The 15,951-nt window shown below is 36.8% G+C and carries 19 protein-coding genes and 1 tRNA gene; 15 read left to right on the top strand and 5 right to left on the bottom strand.

The features are described 5' to 3' along the window. Window positions 1-62 precede the first annotated feature (62 nt). Entirely contained in the window at window positions 63-1,010 is a 948-nt protein-coding gene (locus I862_RS02795) for a hypothetical protein (protein WP_038538748.1), read from the bottom strand. 166 nt (window positions 1,011-1,176) lie between these two features. Between I862_RS02795 and nhaA the strand changes: the two genes are divergently transcribed. Beyond that, window positions 1,177-2,325, top strand: coding sequence for a Na+/H+ antiporter NhaA (nhaA, locus tag I862_RS02790; RefSeq protein WP_038538746.1), 1,149 nt, complete (start codon window positions 1,177-1,179; stop codon window positions 2,323-2,325). A 15-nt stretch (window positions 2,326-2,340) separates the two neighbouring features. Here nhaA and I862_RS07815 read toward each other — a convergent pair whose 3' ends face one another. Next, window positions 2,341-3,996, bottom strand: a complete 1,656-nt coding sequence (locus tag I862_RS07815; RefSeq protein WP_052646342.1) for a cobaltochelatase CobT-related protein — start codon at window positions 3,994-3,996, stop codon at window positions 2,341-2,343. A gap of 208 nt (window positions 3,997-4,204) precedes the next feature. Here I862_RS07815 and I862_RS02780 point away from each other — a divergent pair, with 208 nt between their 5' ends. Continuing rightward, a complete protein-coding gene (locus tag I862_RS02780) occupies window positions 4,205-5,350 on the top strand; it encodes a phage portal protein (protein ID WP_038541168.1) in 1,146 nt (381 codons plus the stop codon). A 13-nt stretch (window positions 5,351-5,363) separates the two neighbouring features. Here I862_RS02780 and I862_RS02775 read toward each other — a convergent pair whose 3' ends face one another. Beyond that, window positions 5,364-5,774 carry an EVE domain-containing protein gene (locus I862_RS02775; RefSeq protein WP_038538742.1) on the bottom strand — a complete coding sequence of 137 codons (411 nt, stop codon included), beginning with the start codon at window positions 5,772-5,774 and terminating at the stop codon, window positions 5,364-5,366. Beyond that, entirely contained in the window at window positions 5,771-6,094 is a 324-nt protein-coding gene (locus tag I862_RS02770; protein ID WP_038538739.1) for a hypothetical protein, read from the bottom strand. The genes I862_RS02775 and I862_RS02770 overlap by 4 nt, the downstream gene beginning before the upstream one ends. Before the next feature lie 29 nt (window positions 6,095-6,123). Between I862_RS02770 and I862_RS08820 the strand changes: the two genes are divergently transcribed. Beyond that, window positions 6,124-6,678, top strand: a complete 555-nt coding sequence (locus tag I862_RS08820; protein WP_075260607.1) for an HK97 family phage prohead protease — start codon at window positions 6,124-6,126, stop codon at window positions 6,676-6,678. On the opposite strand, the gene I862_RS02760 is transcribed toward I862_RS08820, so the two are convergent. After that, a tRNA-Val gene (locus I862_RS02760) sits at window positions 6,629-6,705 on the bottom strand. The genes I862_RS08820 and I862_RS02760 overlap by 50 nt on opposite strands. Before the next feature lie 113 nt (window positions 6,706-6,818). Between I862_RS02760 and I862_RS02755 the strand changes: the two genes are divergently transcribed. The 12 genes from I862_RS02755 to I862_RS02700 all read left to right on the top strand — a co-directional run bounded on the left by I862_RS02755 (window position 6,819) and on the right by I862_RS02700 (window position 15,508). Then, window positions 6,819-8,009: a phage major capsid protein gene (locus tag I862_RS02755; RefSeq protein WP_038538736.1), complete on the top strand. Its 1,191-nt coding sequence runs from the start codon at window positions 6,819-6,821 to the stop codon at window positions 8,007-8,009. Between the two features lie 177 nt (window positions 8,010-8,186). Continuing rightward, the gene (locus tag I862_RS02750; RefSeq protein WP_038538733.1) at window positions 8,187-8,714 is read left to right on the top strand and encodes a head-tail connector protein; all 528 of its coding nucleotides are present in this window, start codon (window positions 8,187-8,189) and stop codon (window positions 8,712-8,714) included. Window positions 8,715-8,720: 6 nt separating this feature from the next. Then, window positions 8,721-9,041: a phage head closure protein gene (locus tag I862_RS02745; protein WP_038538728.1), complete on the top strand. Its 321-nt coding sequence runs from the start codon at window positions 8,721-8,723 to the stop codon at window positions 9,039-9,041. A 1-nt stretch (window position 9,042) separates the two neighbouring features. Next, window positions 9,043-9,444, top strand: coding sequence for a hypothetical protein (locus I862_RS02740; RefSeq protein ID WP_038538724.1), 402 nt, complete (start codon window positions 9,043-9,045; stop codon window positions 9,442-9,444). 4 nt (window positions 9,445-9,448) lie between these two features. Further along, the gene (locus tag I862_RS02735) at window positions 9,449-9,655 is read left to right on the top strand and encodes a hypothetical protein (protein WP_038538721.1); all 207 of its coding nucleotides are present in this window, start codon (window positions 9,449-9,451) and stop codon (window positions 9,653-9,655) included. Between the two features lie 7 nt (window positions 9,656-9,662). After that, the gene (locus tag I862_RS02730) at window positions 9,663-9,851 is read left to right on the top strand and encodes a phage tail protein (RefSeq protein WP_038538717.1); all 189 of its coding nucleotides are present in this window, start codon (window positions 9,663-9,665) and stop codon (window positions 9,849-9,851) included. Between the two features lie 14 nt (window positions 9,852-9,865). Then, window positions 9,866-10,093: a hypothetical protein gene (locus tag I862_RS02725; protein WP_038538714.1), complete on the top strand. Its 228-nt coding sequence runs from the start codon at window positions 9,866-9,868 to the stop codon at window positions 10,091-10,093. A gap of 49 nt (window positions 10,094-10,142) precedes the next feature. Next, a complete protein-coding gene (locus I862_RS02720) occupies window positions 10,143-10,838 on the top strand; it encodes a hypothetical protein (RefSeq protein WP_038538711.1) in 696 nt (231 codons plus the stop codon). A 65-nt stretch (window positions 10,839-10,903) separates the two neighbouring features. Further along, window positions 10,904-13,687 (top strand): hypothetical protein, encoded by a 2,784-nt coding sequence (locus I862_RS02715; protein ID WP_038538708.1) that lies wholly within the window; start codon window positions 10,904-10,906, stop codon window positions 13,685-13,687. Between the two features lie 30 nt (window positions 13,688-13,717). Then, window positions 13,718-14,086, top strand: coding sequence for a hypothetical protein (locus I862_RS02710; RefSeq protein ID WP_038538705.1), 369 nt, complete (start codon window positions 13,718-13,720; stop codon window positions 14,084-14,086). After that, a complete protein-coding gene (locus tag I862_RS02705; protein WP_199398822.1) occupies window positions 14,058-14,669 on the top strand; it encodes a DUF2460 domain-containing protein in 612 nt (203 codons plus the stop codon). The genes I862_RS02710 and I862_RS02705 overlap by 29 nt, the downstream gene beginning before the upstream one ends. Before the next feature lie 5 nt (window positions 14,670-14,674). Continuing rightward, window positions 14,675-15,508, top strand: coding sequence for a DUF2163 domain-containing protein (locus I862_RS02700; protein ID WP_038538702.1), 834 nt, complete (start codon window positions 14,675-14,677; stop codon window positions 15,506-15,508). The last annotated feature ends 443 nt before the right edge of the window (window positions 15,509-15,951 follow it).

Raw genomic sequence — 15,951 nt, 5'->3', positions numbered from 1 at the left:
GTAAGTAATTTTTACAGTAAATTAAAGAAACTTTTTTAAGCAAAAAAAGCCTTTTTATAAATTTATAATTTTCTTCCCTCGGGAAGAGGGGAATTATTCCTTTGTTCTTCCTTATCAGCCCATTTTACCTGTTTCTTAGGGAGTACGTTCTTATTCTCTTGTATTTCCGGTTCCTTTTCTTTGTAAAGTTTAATAACAGGCTTAGTCAATTTTACCTCTTCGTTCATAATCTCAGTTGGTTTTTGAATATTTTTTGCCTCGGAAGAAGGCTTTAAATATTCTTTAATATTCGAGATTATGCCGGTTATTTTATCTATAAGTTTATCAATTACTGTTTGAAGCCCCAGCTCTTTAGAAGGCAAGTTATCCGTTAAATTATTTAAGTCTATACTCAAATTAGGAATTTCCTTTAATAAGATATTTGAAATCACTCCCTCAATTTGTTTTTTATCAGACATAAGTTTCGTCTTTTCAGTTTCTTTTTTTACAATTTTACCCTGTAAATTATGTTCAATGCGTGATTCCTGAGGAGTGGAGTTTATCGACTGCTTAATTTCATTAAGGTTCTTTTCCAGTGAACTTTTAACGGAGTTAATGTTTCTAATCTGATTTACAATTTTGCGTCTTTTAAATATAAGCTTTTCAATATTTTCTCCGATTTTTTCCGTAGTTTTTGAATGTTGCTCAAGTTGAATTTTAAGCTGCCCTATATCAATTGTATGCCCGCTCATTTTTTTTGTTTTAATTTCTTGGGTAGCCTTTGCCTCTAAAGTGTTAAGTTTATTAATATTATCCGTAATATTTTTTAATAGCGGATTATATATTTCATCTTCCAACATACCTGAATTGTATAAAATATTTATTTTACCTGTTAATATGTTAAGGTCGGTTTTAAGTTCATCGATATTTTCTTGAAGAAGGATTAATTTCCTTTGCTCTCTCCATGAAATAAGATTTTGATCCTTTTTTCGGGTTAAAATTTTAGCTGCGGTTTTGGTATTTTCTTTCATTTTATTTATATGAAAACAGTATCGGAATATTCCATAAATTTAACGAGAGTTAGTTAATAAACTGTTAACAGGAATTGATAAATCTATATTTTTCTAATTTGTTAACTAAATATTAACCATTATTATTTAGGATGTTTGATAATAGGTGTAGTTATGTAGGGTTAATATGGCGTTAAATCTTAGAGAATTTATTAAAACTGAGGCCTTCTCGGGGTTGCTGCTGATTTGCAGTTTATTCCTTGCGATAGTTATCAGTAACACTGCATTATATGAATATTATCTGAAGCTTGTTAAATTGCCGGTGTCTTTAGAAATCGGAGGGTTCGGAACTACTACTACTTTCCTTAAACTTGTTAATGACGGGTTGATGACTCTGTTTTTCCTTCTTATAGGTTTAGAAATGAAATATCACTTGGTAGTCGGTGAATATAAAGAAAGAAAAAAATTGATACTGCCGACATCCGCGGCAATAGGCGGACTAGTAATACCTGTTCTGATATATATGCATTTTAATCATGGCCAGATTACCGAAAAAGGATGGGCAATACCGGTGGCAACCGATACTGCATTCGTGTTAGGTATTTTATCCTTTTTTGCCAGAAAAATATCTTTAGAGCTCAGGCTTTTTATTATCGGGTTTTCATTAATTGATGATGCACTTGCAATTATTATTTTAGCTTTGTTTTATACCTCCGCTATTAATACAGCTGCGCTTTTGATTGCAGCTCTTGTGACCATAGCACTATTCGCATTAAATTATTTTAAAGTAAAAGAAGTAAAATACTATGCAATACTCGGTATATTGCTATGGATCTTTATAGTTGAAGCAGGAGTCCATGGGACGCTGGCAGGGGTCATACTTGCTATTTTTATTCCTGTTGCAATTGAGGAGAGTAATGCTTCACCTCTTAAGGAGCTGGAAGCTAATTTACACCCTTTTGTTAATTACTGTATTTTACCGATATTTGCCTTTATAAATTCTGAAATACCACTCAAGTACTTAACTACTGACGTTCTTTTTTCAAATTTAGGTTTAGGTATAATTTTCGGTCTGTTTTTTGGTAAACAGCTAGGTATATTTTTATTTTCTTACTTAGTTGTAAAATTAAAATGGTGCGTGCTGCCGAACAACACAGGCTGGGCGAAATATTATGCGATATGTGTGTTAGGCGGAATAGGCTTTACTTTAAGTTTATTCATCGGCGGCCTTACTTTCGAAAGAGAGGAATTCATTAACATTATGCGTTCATCGGTAATTATAGCCTCTATGGCTTCCGCATTATTCGGAATTTTAATACTGAAGTTTGCAAAGTGATCTAACTCTAAAACTTTAAGTATAAAATTTACTCATAACCTGATCCAATTTACTGAAAAGTACTTCGCCGAGATGGTTATGATTCTTTATACTGATTGAGTTTTTGTAGAACTTTTCTACCTTATGTCCGATGCCGATTGCAATTAGTTCAAGTGGCATTCTTTCTATTCTTTTTATAGTATTTATTAAATGGGAAGATAAATAGCCGGGTGAATTATTAGCAATAGTTACTTCATCAAGCGGTGCACCGTCTGATATTACTATTAGAATCTTACGCTTCTCAGGACGTTTTAAAATTCTTTCCGCTGCCCATTTTAATGCTTCCCCATCTATGTTTTCCTTCAACATACTTTCTTTAAGCATAAGCCCGAAATTACGCGCAGATTTTCTCCATGAATCAAATCCTTTTTTATAAATAATATGAAGTGTGCCGTTTAGCCTGCCCGGATCTTTCGGTGAGCCGGCTCCGAGCCATTTTTGAAAGCTTTTTCCCCCCTTCCAATCAAGGGTGGTAAAGCCTAATACCTCCATGCTGATTCGTAGGGAATCCAGTGTTTTACTTAATAAATCCGCAAGTATTGAGGCGGTTGCAATATTATTTCCTCGCATTGAGCCTGAGTTATCAATAAGAAGGGTAATAATGGTATCATTTAAATTATCCTGCTTAAATTTTTTGAAAACGTTATTTAGTTTTTGATTACTGATCAGCCCGGCTAGTTTAGTGCTGTCAATTACACCATCTTCATGCATCTTCTCCCACTTACAAAATCTTCGTGCCATAAGCTTTTGCTTAAATTTTCTTGCCTGTTGTTCAAATTCTTTGTGTATGCCGGCAGTTTTTAAGCTTAATTGGTCACGAAGTATTTTGAGTTTTTCAATGCTTTCCAGTTTCTCGGCAGGCATTTCCTGATCAAATTCGGTAGTAAATATTTTATAATCTAAAATCATATTATCCAAAAATGATGTATGATTTATTTGACTACCTTCAATCAGGGTAGGGTTTTTTAAATTAAACGGACTCTTCTCTTCGGTAGGAATGGACTCGGGAGGTTGAGAAACGGGTTCTATAAGTGTTTCTGAATCTATGATTTCCACTTGAGCCTTTTCCTCATCTTCCTTAATCGGTAAGATACTAACTAAGCTCTCAGCTGCGCTTATAAATCCCTTTGCATCTCTTAAAGTGAGTTTTAACTGCTCAAAATGCTCCCTATGTTGCTCGATAAGTAATTTAGTCTTTGGGAATAAGTCAATATCAAAATTATTTAAATAATAGTGTAACCCTACATATAAAAATTGGGTATAATCATCATTTATTTTTTGTGTTTCAAGAAGCTTGGTCAATATGTTTTTTTTTGTGCCTGGATATTGTTCCATCCCTAAAATTTCGCACCTTGCCGTGATTAAATGGGTTAAACATTTTTTATGCTTTGTATGAGGATTGAGGGTATAAGAATTTACATCAAATTTTAACCTAAAAGCCGCAGAATCAGCCAAGCCTTTTATAAGCTCCAGCTGTTTAGGAGAGGTAATTTGGGGGAGCGTAACATGTTTATTTTCAAAAACAGCATTTTCAATTTCACTACTAAAACTAATGTTTAAATCCGGTGCATGTGCAATTGCACGTATGGATTTTTTTATAGATTCTTGATATTTTTCTAAATTTTTTAACATTTTTTTAATTTATTAGATGGTGGGGGCTTCCGTATTAATATTATATTAACTATAACAATAAATATAAGATTAATAGTTTTTAAAAAATTACCTTACTTAATCATTACTCGGTTTTTTTAAAAGTTAAATAAAAAGGTTGCTTATCATGTTTAAAAAAATTAAAGAAAGATTTCTTCATAAGAACTTTGCCGGTCAAAATTATGCGCATATGAATCTTGATAGCTCCTATATATATGCGCTTAATAAGCCGGTATGGATGGATAGGGAATACCGGATTTTTGCAAGTGAAGCCTATATGAAAAATGTGATTGCCCACCGCTCAATTACTATGATTGCGCAAAGTGCGGCGAGTGTTCCGTTTAAATTATATCTTGCAAATGAAGCCGGGAAGGTACCAATAGAGAAGCACCCGATTTTAGATTTGCTTAACAATCCTAACCCTGTAATGAGCGGTAAAGAGCTAATGGAGTCAATCTACGCTTATAGGTTGATAAACGGTAATGCCTATTTGCTGGCAATCGGCTCCGAACGGGGAGGAATTGAAGAACTGGTCTCCTTAAGGCCGGATAGAGTAGCTGTAATTGCCGGGCATAATTTTATGCCTTCAGGTTATAGATATACAGTTGGTAGTAAATCGGTAGATTATAATGTTGATCCGATTACGGGGTATTCTTCACTCTTACATATAAAAAACTTTCACCCTCTTTCTGATTGGTACGGCTTATCCTCAATTGAATCCGCCGCCTATAGTATTGACCAGCACAACCAGGCAGGAGCATGGAATCAGGCGCTGCTGCAAAACGGAGCGAGACCGAGCGGAGCAATAACGGTAAAAAATAGTGAAGGTAACCCGGCTAACTTGAGTGAGGAGCAGTTTAACCGCCTAAAAAATATGGTTGATGAGAATTTTACGGGAGCAAATAATGCAGGAAGGCCGCTAATTCTGGAAGGTGGCTTGGAATGGAAAGAAATGAGCATGTCACCGAAAGATATGGATTTTATAGAATCTAAGCATAGCTCTGCTCGCGATATAGCACTTGCTTTCGGGATGCCGCCGCAACTGCTCGGAATTCCAGGGGATAACACTTACAGTAATTTGGTGGAAGCAAGGCTTGCACTATGGGAGCAAACTATTATTCCGCTTATTGCCAATATTTGTGAACATTTAAGCAGTTGGTTCGGAGCGGTTTACGGTAGAGAATATACGGTGACCTATGATACCGATAGCATAACTGCATTAGCTTTAAGGCGTGAATCAATTTGGGAAAGGGTACAAAACGCAAGCTTCATGACCATAAACGAAAAGCGAGCAGCAGTCGGGCTTGCACCTTTAAAAGAAGGAGATAAGCTATAAAAAAATCAGAAGGTTACGCTTTACTTGCAAGAGTTAATATAAAGTCCCATTCTTCTTTTTTGATCGGCATCACTGAAAGTCTGGATTGTTTAAGAAGCGGTAATTTGCCAAGCTCTTCGTATTGCTTAATCTCAGACAAAGAAACAGGACGAGCTAAGGGTTTGACATATTTCATATCAACCGCAACAAAGGTTTGTTTCTCGTCTGCCGGATCAAGGTAATGCTCTCCTATTACTTCCATAATTCCTTGAATTGCAGGTTTATGGATTGAATGATAAAAGAAACATAAGTCACCTTTTTTCATCATTTTTAGATTGTTTCTGGCTTGATAATTCCTAACCCCGTCCCATCTTGTGGTTTGGTCTCTTTTTAAATCATCCCAGGAATAATCCCCGGGCTCACTTTTTGCTAACCAATAATTCAACTTGGAGTTCCTATGCATGTAATGTTTTTTATATTCTTTATTGATTCTACTAATTTGCCCTTTTCGTCAACTTTTATTATATGGTCGCTATCTTTTATTCGGTATTCGCCGGCCTTGGCAGGTACATCATTTATAGTAACCCTCGAGCCCGCAGCACAGCCGTGTACCCACATTCTACTATCATCCTGCAAAATTATTTCATTTGCAGGCTCTGGCCCCGCTACACTAAGAAAAGCAAGCATCTTAGGATCAGTAATTTCCTGATATACTTTTGCAAATCCAAGTATTGGAAACAATAAAAAAATTATAAAAAAACGCATATTAAAAATATTATTTGAGAACCCCTTATATGAATTATCATTACACAGCCCACAATTCTCTGCTACAAAAAAGTATTAACGAGGAAGGATTTTTTAAAGGCTATGCTTCTGTTTTTAATGTGAAAGATAGCCACAATGATCTTATTATGCCAGGTGCGTTCACTGATTCATTAAAGATGAACCTGAATATAAAACTTTTGTGGCAGCATGATCAAAAGGAGCCAATCGGAATCATTAATAAGATGACCCAAGATGAGAAAGGCTTATTAGTTGAGGGTAGGTTACTTTTAGATCTAAATAGAGCAAGAGAGGCCTACTCATTAATTACTAATCAAATTATTAAAGGCCTAAGCATAGGATATACCATTGTTGATTACTTTATCGAAAAACAAACACGTTACCTTACTAAGCTTAATTTAATAGAAATCAGCCTGGTTACTTTCCCGGCAAATAAATATGCCGAGATTAATTACATAAAAAGTGAGGATGATTATCTGAGACTTAAGCAAAGTTTAGAAAGAGCAAATCGGATTTTGGTGGGCGATACTGGAATCGAACCAGTGACCTCTACGATGTCAACGTAGCGCTCTAGCCATCTGAGCTAATCGCCCTTTTTGACAAGGGAAGCTATCTTATAACTTAGAAATAAAAAGAATTCAAGGCTAATGCCTAGAATAAATCACTATAACAATCAAATCTAATAATAACTAAATAAAGGAACTATATGAATATCGGAGAAATTACTCAAAAAGTTGATACTTTAGCTCACAACTGGGAGCAGTTTAAGGCGATAAATGACAGAAAACTTTCTGAAGTTAATAAACACGGTACAGCTGACCCGTTAACAGAGATGCACTTGAAGCGGTTAAATGACAGTATTGATCATTATCAAAAAAGCATAAATAAAATTGAAACCGCTCTCTCAAGACCGGCGGCTGAAGTGAAAGCCGAATATAATAATATTGATGAGCAGAACCACGGTAAGGCTTTTTGTAACTACTTAAGAAAAGGAATGGAGCATGATTTGATCAATATTGAGCAAAAACATGCAAAGCTTTCCGATAGAAACAGCGGCTATCTTATTACTAATAAAATGGCGGTAAAAATTGCTCAAGCTTTAAAGGAACTTTCCCCGATCAGAAAACTTGCGAGCATTGCTGAAATTTCAAGCAGTAGCTTGGAAATAATTGAAGATAGAGCGGAAGCAAATGCCGGATGGACACAGGAAGCAGATAATATAGATAAATCTACTCAGCTGAACTTATCTAAAAAAGTTATAATGGTGCATGAATTATATGCGCAGCCTAAGCTCACTCAAAAACTTATTGATGATACCAGTATTGACCTTGAATCCTGGTTAGCTAATAAGCTTATTGACATATTTGAGAGAAAAGAAAATGAAGCATTTTTAAGCGGAGACGGTGAAGGTAAACCAAAAGGTATGCTTACCTACGGAGCAGGTAAAGAATGGGGAAAAATTGAGCAGATCCATTCTTCGGTTAACGGCAAGATTACCGCAGAAAGTATAGTTAAATTATTCTTTAGCTTAAAAAATGCCTATACAAATAATGCAAAATTTTTAATGAGTCGTGATGCAATGCAAAGCATAAGGACTTTAAAGGATCCGGTAAGCGGGATATATTTATGGCAGCCGGGTCTTGAGCATAAGGTACCTAATACTTTACTCGGCGCGGAAGTGGTTGAATCAGCGGATATGCCCAGCATGAAAGACGGTAGCTTATCAATTATATTCGGGGATTTCAAGCATGCTTACCAAATAGCGGATAGACAGGATATAAGAATTTTAAGGGATCCGTTTACCAATAAACCATTCGTTAAATTCTATACCACTAAAAGAGTAGGGGGCGATGTAATTAACTTCGAAGCGCTTAAGATAATGAAGCTTAGTGCTTAATGAATTTAGGGAGATATTTTTATCTCCCTAATATTTCCCTTCCCTCGCTAAAGCTTTAGGGGATGTAATCTAGTTGGAGGCATTGTGTGTGTATTTGGTTTATATAAATGCGTCCGGCTAGCTCCTTAAAGTATAATATTAAGATAATATTAAATAATTAATTAATCCACTAAAATTATGAAAAAATTTAAAGTAATGAGAAGGCTGAATAAAGAGCATGGGTTGGCACTTGATATGACACAGGTTAAAAACTTTCTCAAGATAGAACATAATGATGATGACAATTTAATTAAAACAATGATAAATGCCGCGGCCGAAATGTGTGAAAACTATACCGGGCTTGCTTTAATCAATCAGGAATGGCTTATCCAATTTAGTGATATTGCAACCTATAAGATTGAATTGCCTATACGGCCTATAGAAAGCATAAAGCAAGTGGAGATAAGGTATCATGACGGCAGTAAAATGAAATATGGACTTGAGCATTATAGCTTGGATCAGAATTGTTTATTGCTTCACGTCACTCCGATTGCAGCACAAATTGATATAATATGTAAGTGCGGATATGGTTCTGCATTTGCAGCAATTCCTGCACATTTAGGTTCAATTTTACTCGAGCATGTTGCTCACCTTTATGAGTCGCGCGGAACTAAAGTAAGTTTCGATATGAAAAGATATGACCCGTTTAAAAAATTAAAAATATAATCAGCTATGAACCCGAAATTTACTCAACTAAATAAAAGAATTACCTTTCAAATTTATAAATTAGCTCGTGATGACATGGGCGGTAGTATTTATACATGGCATGACGGTATATCCGTCTGGGCGGCCGTAACTCCTCAAAAGGGGAATGTTAAGCATAGGGCTCATGTAGATTTAAAAGAAGGGCATTATAGCATAGTGATTCGCTACAACGAGAATATTACGGAAAATATGCGGATAAAATTTAACCGGCAAATATTCAAAATTGAAAAGATCATAAATCATAACCAAGCAGATATATTTCAAATCATCTATTGCAGAGAGGAATAACATGACATCTATAATATCATTTAAAAAAGAATTAATCGGGGCGCTAAATAATTGTCAAAAATTATCCGGCAAAATATCAGGTGTATATTCAGGGCTAATTGAAGAAGTGAGCTTACCAGTAGTAAAATTCAGTAATCTGATAGTTGAGGATTGGTCGTCCGTCTCAAGTAACGGCAGGGTGTTTAACGTAAGCCTTGAAGTTATGACACGTGATATAAGCAGCAAATCCTGCATTGAAATTATTGATCTTATTGAAGATTATTTACCGACCTTAAATAACATCTCGCAGGACTTTGTGGTCTCAAGAATAAAAATATTAGGTTCTAAAATAAACTTTATTAAAGCTGAAAGGCTATGGTGCGGAGAAATTAAGGTAAAATTCTGGATAGAAACAATTCATTAAATATATGACAGCACAAGATTTTGATAATTCAGCTTTTTATTTTGATATTAAAAATAAAAGCTACCGGATTAAAGGAGTAAAAATATATAACTTTAGTCTACAAAACGAATTTTTAAATGAAAACAGTATTTTGGATACTAATTGGAAAACCAAAATTCCCGTTTCCTCTACAAATAGTTTAACTGTTTCTATGGGGGGGAGAATATCATAAAAGTGAAGTGCAGAATCTACTGAAGAGCTTAGCTTTCAGTAATACTGAATTAGAATGCAGGATATATCTGGATAGCGGACTGATAAGCGGAAAGTTTTTAATTACTAAGTACGAAGTAACCGCAAAATTTGATTCATTCATTGAATTTGAACTGGGTCTGATTAGTTCCGGATTGATTAAACATATTATTAACTAATGAAATAAATACATATGCAAAACGTTCAAGAAAATTATTTTAGAAATATAATCAACAAAAAGAAAGCGTTTAAAGGAGACAAGGAAATTGAACATAATATGCAGGAAGTTGCCCTCAGAATAGAAATAAAAATAGCCCATTTGAGGTCGGAATTGCTTAAATGGTTTATCGGAGTTTCACTTATTCAAACGTCCACCTTCATAGCAACTATTGGAGCGGCTTTACAATTTTTTCTTAAATAATAAATATTATATGTTAGAATTAAAGAGAAGAGGGGAAAGGGAGTGATATATGGTAAATTCTAAAGAAGAGTTTTATACTTTTTTCAAAAAGCACGAAGAATTTAAAGAAAATAATGAAGACTATTTAAGCGAAATTAAAGATGCGCTTAAAAACGGGTATCAACCTTTGCCGAATGCTAAATTAAGCGAATCACAAAGCGCGCTCTTAAATGAATTATCGCATTTTATCGAGAAGAAGGTGAGTTTACTTGCCGATAAAGAATTGCTTATTGATATAAAAATCAGTAATGGAATCAGTGATATCGGGAAGGCTACTGCCGCTCTCGAGCAATATAAAAGTGGGCTGTTAAATCGTAACAGAAGTTTTAAAGATATGGTGATCGGGGGTGCAGAAAATATGGCTGAGGTTTCGCTGCTTGAAAGTGCGACAACTTTTCTAGAGCCACATGAGTTGCATGGCGCGGTTAGAGAAGATCTACCAGCTTCTTCGGTGATGGGTAAAATTGAAGATTCCAAAAAGTTTAAAGAAGATCGACAGTTTTCAATGCAACATCAGGAAAAAGTGATGGAGATGCAGAAAACCCAAGCAGCACAGAATAAAAGTATTCAAGCAGATATAGCCTCACTCGGGCAGGAATTTGGGGTGTTGGACTCAATGAGTAAAAGTATGAAGTTTTCGGATAATATTAAATCACCCGATGCATCTCCCGATGTTTCACAAAAAACTCCCGGTATTTCGTTCTAAGTTAATATTTTGTTAACTATTTTTTATTAAGATAAAATTATAATTTTTTATTTCGGCTTAAGTATATGAAAGAGATTTTTGAACAAAATTTAGATTTAGAAGCAAGAACTGCACGGATTTTAGGCGAATCTGAAAATGATCCGACTATAGCTTTTAAAAATACTTTTGCCTATATGCAGGAAGTTGCGGATTCCGCTGAAAAATTTGCCGTTGTATTTTCAACTATGCGGGAACTTTATAAAAATATCCCAGTGCAGAATGTGAGCGAACAGGTTGAGGCTGCGAGCAGCGTGCTCGATTTTGCAAATAATTATAAAGGGGATAATCGGGAAGCCATAGGTCAAAATATATTAGAGTTTACCAATAGCTTAGATGAAAATATAAAACAACACGCTAGAATTAAAGATGATTTTGAAGCTTTAAAGCTTTCAGGAAATAAAAAGCCGGTATCTCCTATTAGAATAGAGTTAGGACAAGTAAAAAAGGTTGATAATACTAAATCACGGGCATTTTTAGAGGCGGCTAAAGAGGTAGCTGATAAAATGCAAAGCATTAATGAATCATTAAGTGATGGGATTAATACTAAACCTTCACCTGAAGTAGATAGCAACGCCAGACAGCAGACAACGGAGCCCGGACTCGCTATAGCAGAGAAGGCAAGAGTAACGGTAGACTCTATCTTAGAAGCAGCTACTCCCGATAAACCTATTTCACAGCAGGCGGTAGAACAGTCTGTAAATGATAAAGGTTCCAATATCAGAGAGCAGGGTACTACTACACCGGAAGTTCCTCAAGCGGGTACAAAAATCAACGCCGGGGAAGAAATAGCTAAAGCTTATCAGGAAGCAGGCATAGAGAGGAAAAGCGTTGATCAGCTAGTAAAGGAGCAAGAAGAAAGATTGAAGAGTAGAGGTGAAAGTGCAAAAAACATAGAAGATATGCCTCCTCCCCTTCCTCCAAGGGATGCGGTAGAAGGAGTAACCCCCACCTTATCTCAACTAGATGCAGCTAATGGTAAAGACTCCAATACTAGTGAGCAGGGTACTACTGCACCTGAAGCTCCTCAAATAAGCGCGGAAACCAACGCTGAAGAAGCTAAGCGAGTTATAAGAGAAAGCGGAAAAAGCATAGCGGATAGAAAAGCGGCATTAGAGGAAGAGGTTAAGAATAATCAAGCAAAGAATGCAAATAAAATTGATGCCGAGCAAGAGATCAGAGAGCTTAGAGCGGCAGCAGGGGAGGAGCCTTTAAGTTTGGCGCAAAGACGAGATGCTCTGGAAAAAGCTTTTAAAAATCAGTCTGAAAATATTAATAAAATAAATGCAAAGGAAGAAATAGCAAAAGCTCATCAGGAAGCGGGTACAGAGCCAAAAAGTGTTGCTCAGTTAGCAAAGGAGCAAGAAGAAAGATTGAAGAGTAGGGAAGAAAGTGCAGGAAACATAGAAGATAGGCCTCTTCCACCGATTCCGGAAGATGAAAATAGTTCAAGGGATTTAGCTTCTGAAGCACAAATACAGGGAGCACCTCCTGCGACCAAGGATGAACTACAAGCAAAGACAGAAGGTATGGAAGAAACTGTGATACCGCAATTGGCGGAGAGTAACCCTAATAATAACATATCAGATATACCTACCTCAGCAGCACAAGAGCAGCAACAAAGACGTGCAGTACCGAACAAGCCTCTTCCGCCTACGCCTGAGCAGGCAGCACAACAACAGCAAGCTGATCAACAAAAACGTATAGTACCGAACAAGCCTCTTCCACCGACGCCTGAACAGGCAGTGCAAGATCAGAAACCGGGCTCTAATCAAGTAGACAAGATAGACCAAGCTCAAGAGCAAACTATTCAAAATCAAGATGCTCAAGCACAGCAGGAAAATGACGGAAAACCTAAAAAACGCGGGTTTTTAAGTAGGTTCGGCGATGCACTTAAAGATGAATTTACTCCGTCTAATAAAACTATGATGATGATTTGGGCGGGGTTACTGATTGCAGCTATGCTGTTCTTCCCTCCCGCTGTTTTGCCGTTGGTAATTTTCGGGGCGGCTGCCGCAGGAACGGTAGCTGCAAATAAGGCAGCTAAAGTATTCAATTCTCCGGTCGGACATTCCATCGCTAAGGCGGTTTCCGCTCCGATGGGCATGTTCGGTGATCTGGTGAACGGTCTTTTAAAGGGAACTGCGGCGCTCGGGGCTATTGTAGCTACTCCGTTTACCGATAAAACATTGGCTGAAAATGTGAAAGCTGCAACCGGGGCTCTCCCTGAACTGGGCAGCTTCACGAAAGCCGCGCTTACTACGGGAGGAGTTAATCAGCCTAATAATTCGGGAAGTATGCAAAAAGCAAATACGGCTAATTCTAAAACTACCGACACTGCTAAGCGGAATGACGGTAAGGGACAGGAGTCTAAGAAGGAAGATAAAGAAGCTACAACTGCGGCAGTTGAATGGAAGGGCGCTGCTAGCCCGTCCACTGATAAAAAGGTAATCTCTACGGAACAGGAACAGCAGCCAATATCACCCCCTGTGCCGCCACGTCCGACACAAGCAGAACTAGAAGCGGCTAAAGCATCACCAGCAGCAGGACAGCAGCAGCCGACACCAGAGCCTGTGCCTGCACCACAACAGCAGCAAGCAACAGTCACAACACCTGAGGTAGGTCACAATAATCAGGGTAATGGCCTAAAAAATTTAAATATTCAAGACCAACAAGAAGTGCAAAAACTAGCTAGAAGTATGAGTAGCCCTAATCTTACTTCAAAATCACATAATGTTACCCATGAATCTCAACAAGAGAGGTTAAAAAGAAATGCTTCTGCATCTGATGTTAAAAAAGGAATGACAATTTAACAATTTATAAATTCTTCCCCACATATAAAAATGAACCAGGAACAGTTAACCAAGTTGCTGTCGGCACAAAAGCTGACGGCTTCAACCATCCGCTCCATATCTGATGAAGTGATGAATATCATAGAACTCGCCTTAATTGGCGACGAGGAGGCTTTGGAAAAATTAAAGCTTTATAACTCTAAGGAACACGATCTGCTTACCACCTTTTTTAAGGTAAGCTCGCTTATAATCAAAATATTCCCTATGGAGCACAGGATTATAGGCACTGAGCTCGTCAAAAGCTTGGAAGATGTGCCTAAAGAAGAAGAGCCGAGCGAGAATCTAATCACTGACGCAGATATTAACGTAATGAAAAATTATATAGAACGCTATGAAAGAGAAAAAAATAAAGTTCATTGAACAACGCTTTCCCGAGGATATTTCCTATGGATCAAGCGGCGGCCCTTGCTACTCCACCGATGTTATTACGATGACTAGCGGATACGAGCAAAGGAACATAAATTGGCAGCAATCAAGAAATCAATATAATGTTGCTTACGGCATAAAAACCGAAGAGCATATTAAGGAGCTGATAGCTTTTTTCAGAATTTGTAAAGGTAAGGCAATCGGATTCAGGTTTAAAGATTGGAATGATTATACGGCTAAAAACCAACTGATCGCCATTGGAGATGGGAAGAAAAAATCATTCCAACTGGTAAAAACCTATAAAACAGCAGCGGTTAAAGAACAGAGAATAATATCTAAACCGGTGCCCGGCAAGGTCAAAATTTTCTTAGATGATAATGAATATAAGGAGGTAGACGTGGATTATACTGCAGGAATTATAACTTTTAAAACGCCTCCTGCTGCAGATGTAAAAATTACCGCAAGTTTTAAGTTTGATGTGCCGGTGAGGTTTGATACGGATTCACTGCTTACCTCGATTGAAGCTTATCAAACCCATTCGTTAAATAATATTCCGCTTGTTGAAATAAGAGTATAATACCTATGAACACAATCACCCCCAAACTAGCCGAGCTCCTAGAGCAGGAAACCACAACATTCGCCACCTGTTGGCTGCTGAAATTAAAATCCGGCGAAGAGCTGGGCTTTACTGATTTTGATCAGGATCTTAATATTAATAATATAACCTACCATTCGGCTTCCGGGTTTACGGGAACCGCAATCCAAAGTAATTCCGGCCTTGCGGTTGATAACCTTGAGATTGAAGGTATGTTGGATAACGAGCTTATCTTAAAGCAGGACTTAATTGCCGGAAAATATGATCATGCCGAGATTGAAATATTTTTATTTAACTATGAAAATTTAAGTGCGGGAAAGCTTCACTTGAAGCGAGGTTGGTTTGGTGAAGTCAGCATTAAAGATAATATGTTTATCGCTGAAGTAAAAGGTCTGACCCATGCTTTAAATAAAAATATCGGGGATCTCTATTCCCACCGCTGCCGAGCTAAGTTCGGTGATGAAAAATGTAAAACGGATTTAAGCAAATATACTTTTTCAGGTAGCATAACCGAGGCTCAAAGTAATAATATTATAATTGATATTAATCGCGCAGAGGAATCCGATTTCTTTCAATACGGTAGTATAAAATTTTTGACCGGCGTAAACCAAGGAGTTGCAAAAGAAATTCAAAGCTATAAGAAAGGCGGAAGAATAGTGCTGGCAAACCCGCTACCTTACAAACCGAGCATAGGTGATAATTATGAAATCATAGCCGGATGTAATAAATCCTTCACGACTTGTTACAAGCAATTCAATAATGCGATTAACTTCAGGGGAGAGCCGCATATCCCCGGGATAAGTAAACTGCTTAAGGTTTGATGCAGGTAAGGTATAGTAAATTAAGTTGAATATCTAACGCGTTTATTCAAATACAATAAGTTAAGTTTAATATGACTTATTGTCTACAACTGAAAATCAGATAATAAAAATAGTAAGAAGCACGCGCCTCGCGGCCATTTATGGCGCGTGCGCTGTATAAATGACTAGGTCATTTATACGCAAACTTAGTTTAACTATGCTCCATGTATGTAAGATATTCAACTTAACACGATATATAATTTAATAAGCTAGAAATAGGCGTGTAAGAAAGCTACTTTCAGAATTTTCGGGTTCAAATGCATAACAAATTTTTGCTCTCAACTTAAGTGAAAATGACTGTACCTTGAAAACAAGTTGATTGCTTAAAGTTTTAAACTAATAACTTATTGAATGTTATGAATAATATTGATATAATACAGAAAAATTTTTAAACTTTAGAAGAA

Source organism: endosymbiont of Acanthamoeba sp. UWC8 (assembly GCF_000730245.1).
Classification (GTDB): domain Bacteria; phylum Pseudomonadota; class Alphaproteobacteria; order Rickettsiales; family Midichloriaceae; genus Jidaibacter.
Note: the sequence above shows the minus strand (reverse complement) of the source record. Positions and strands in the feature narration are given on the sequence as shown.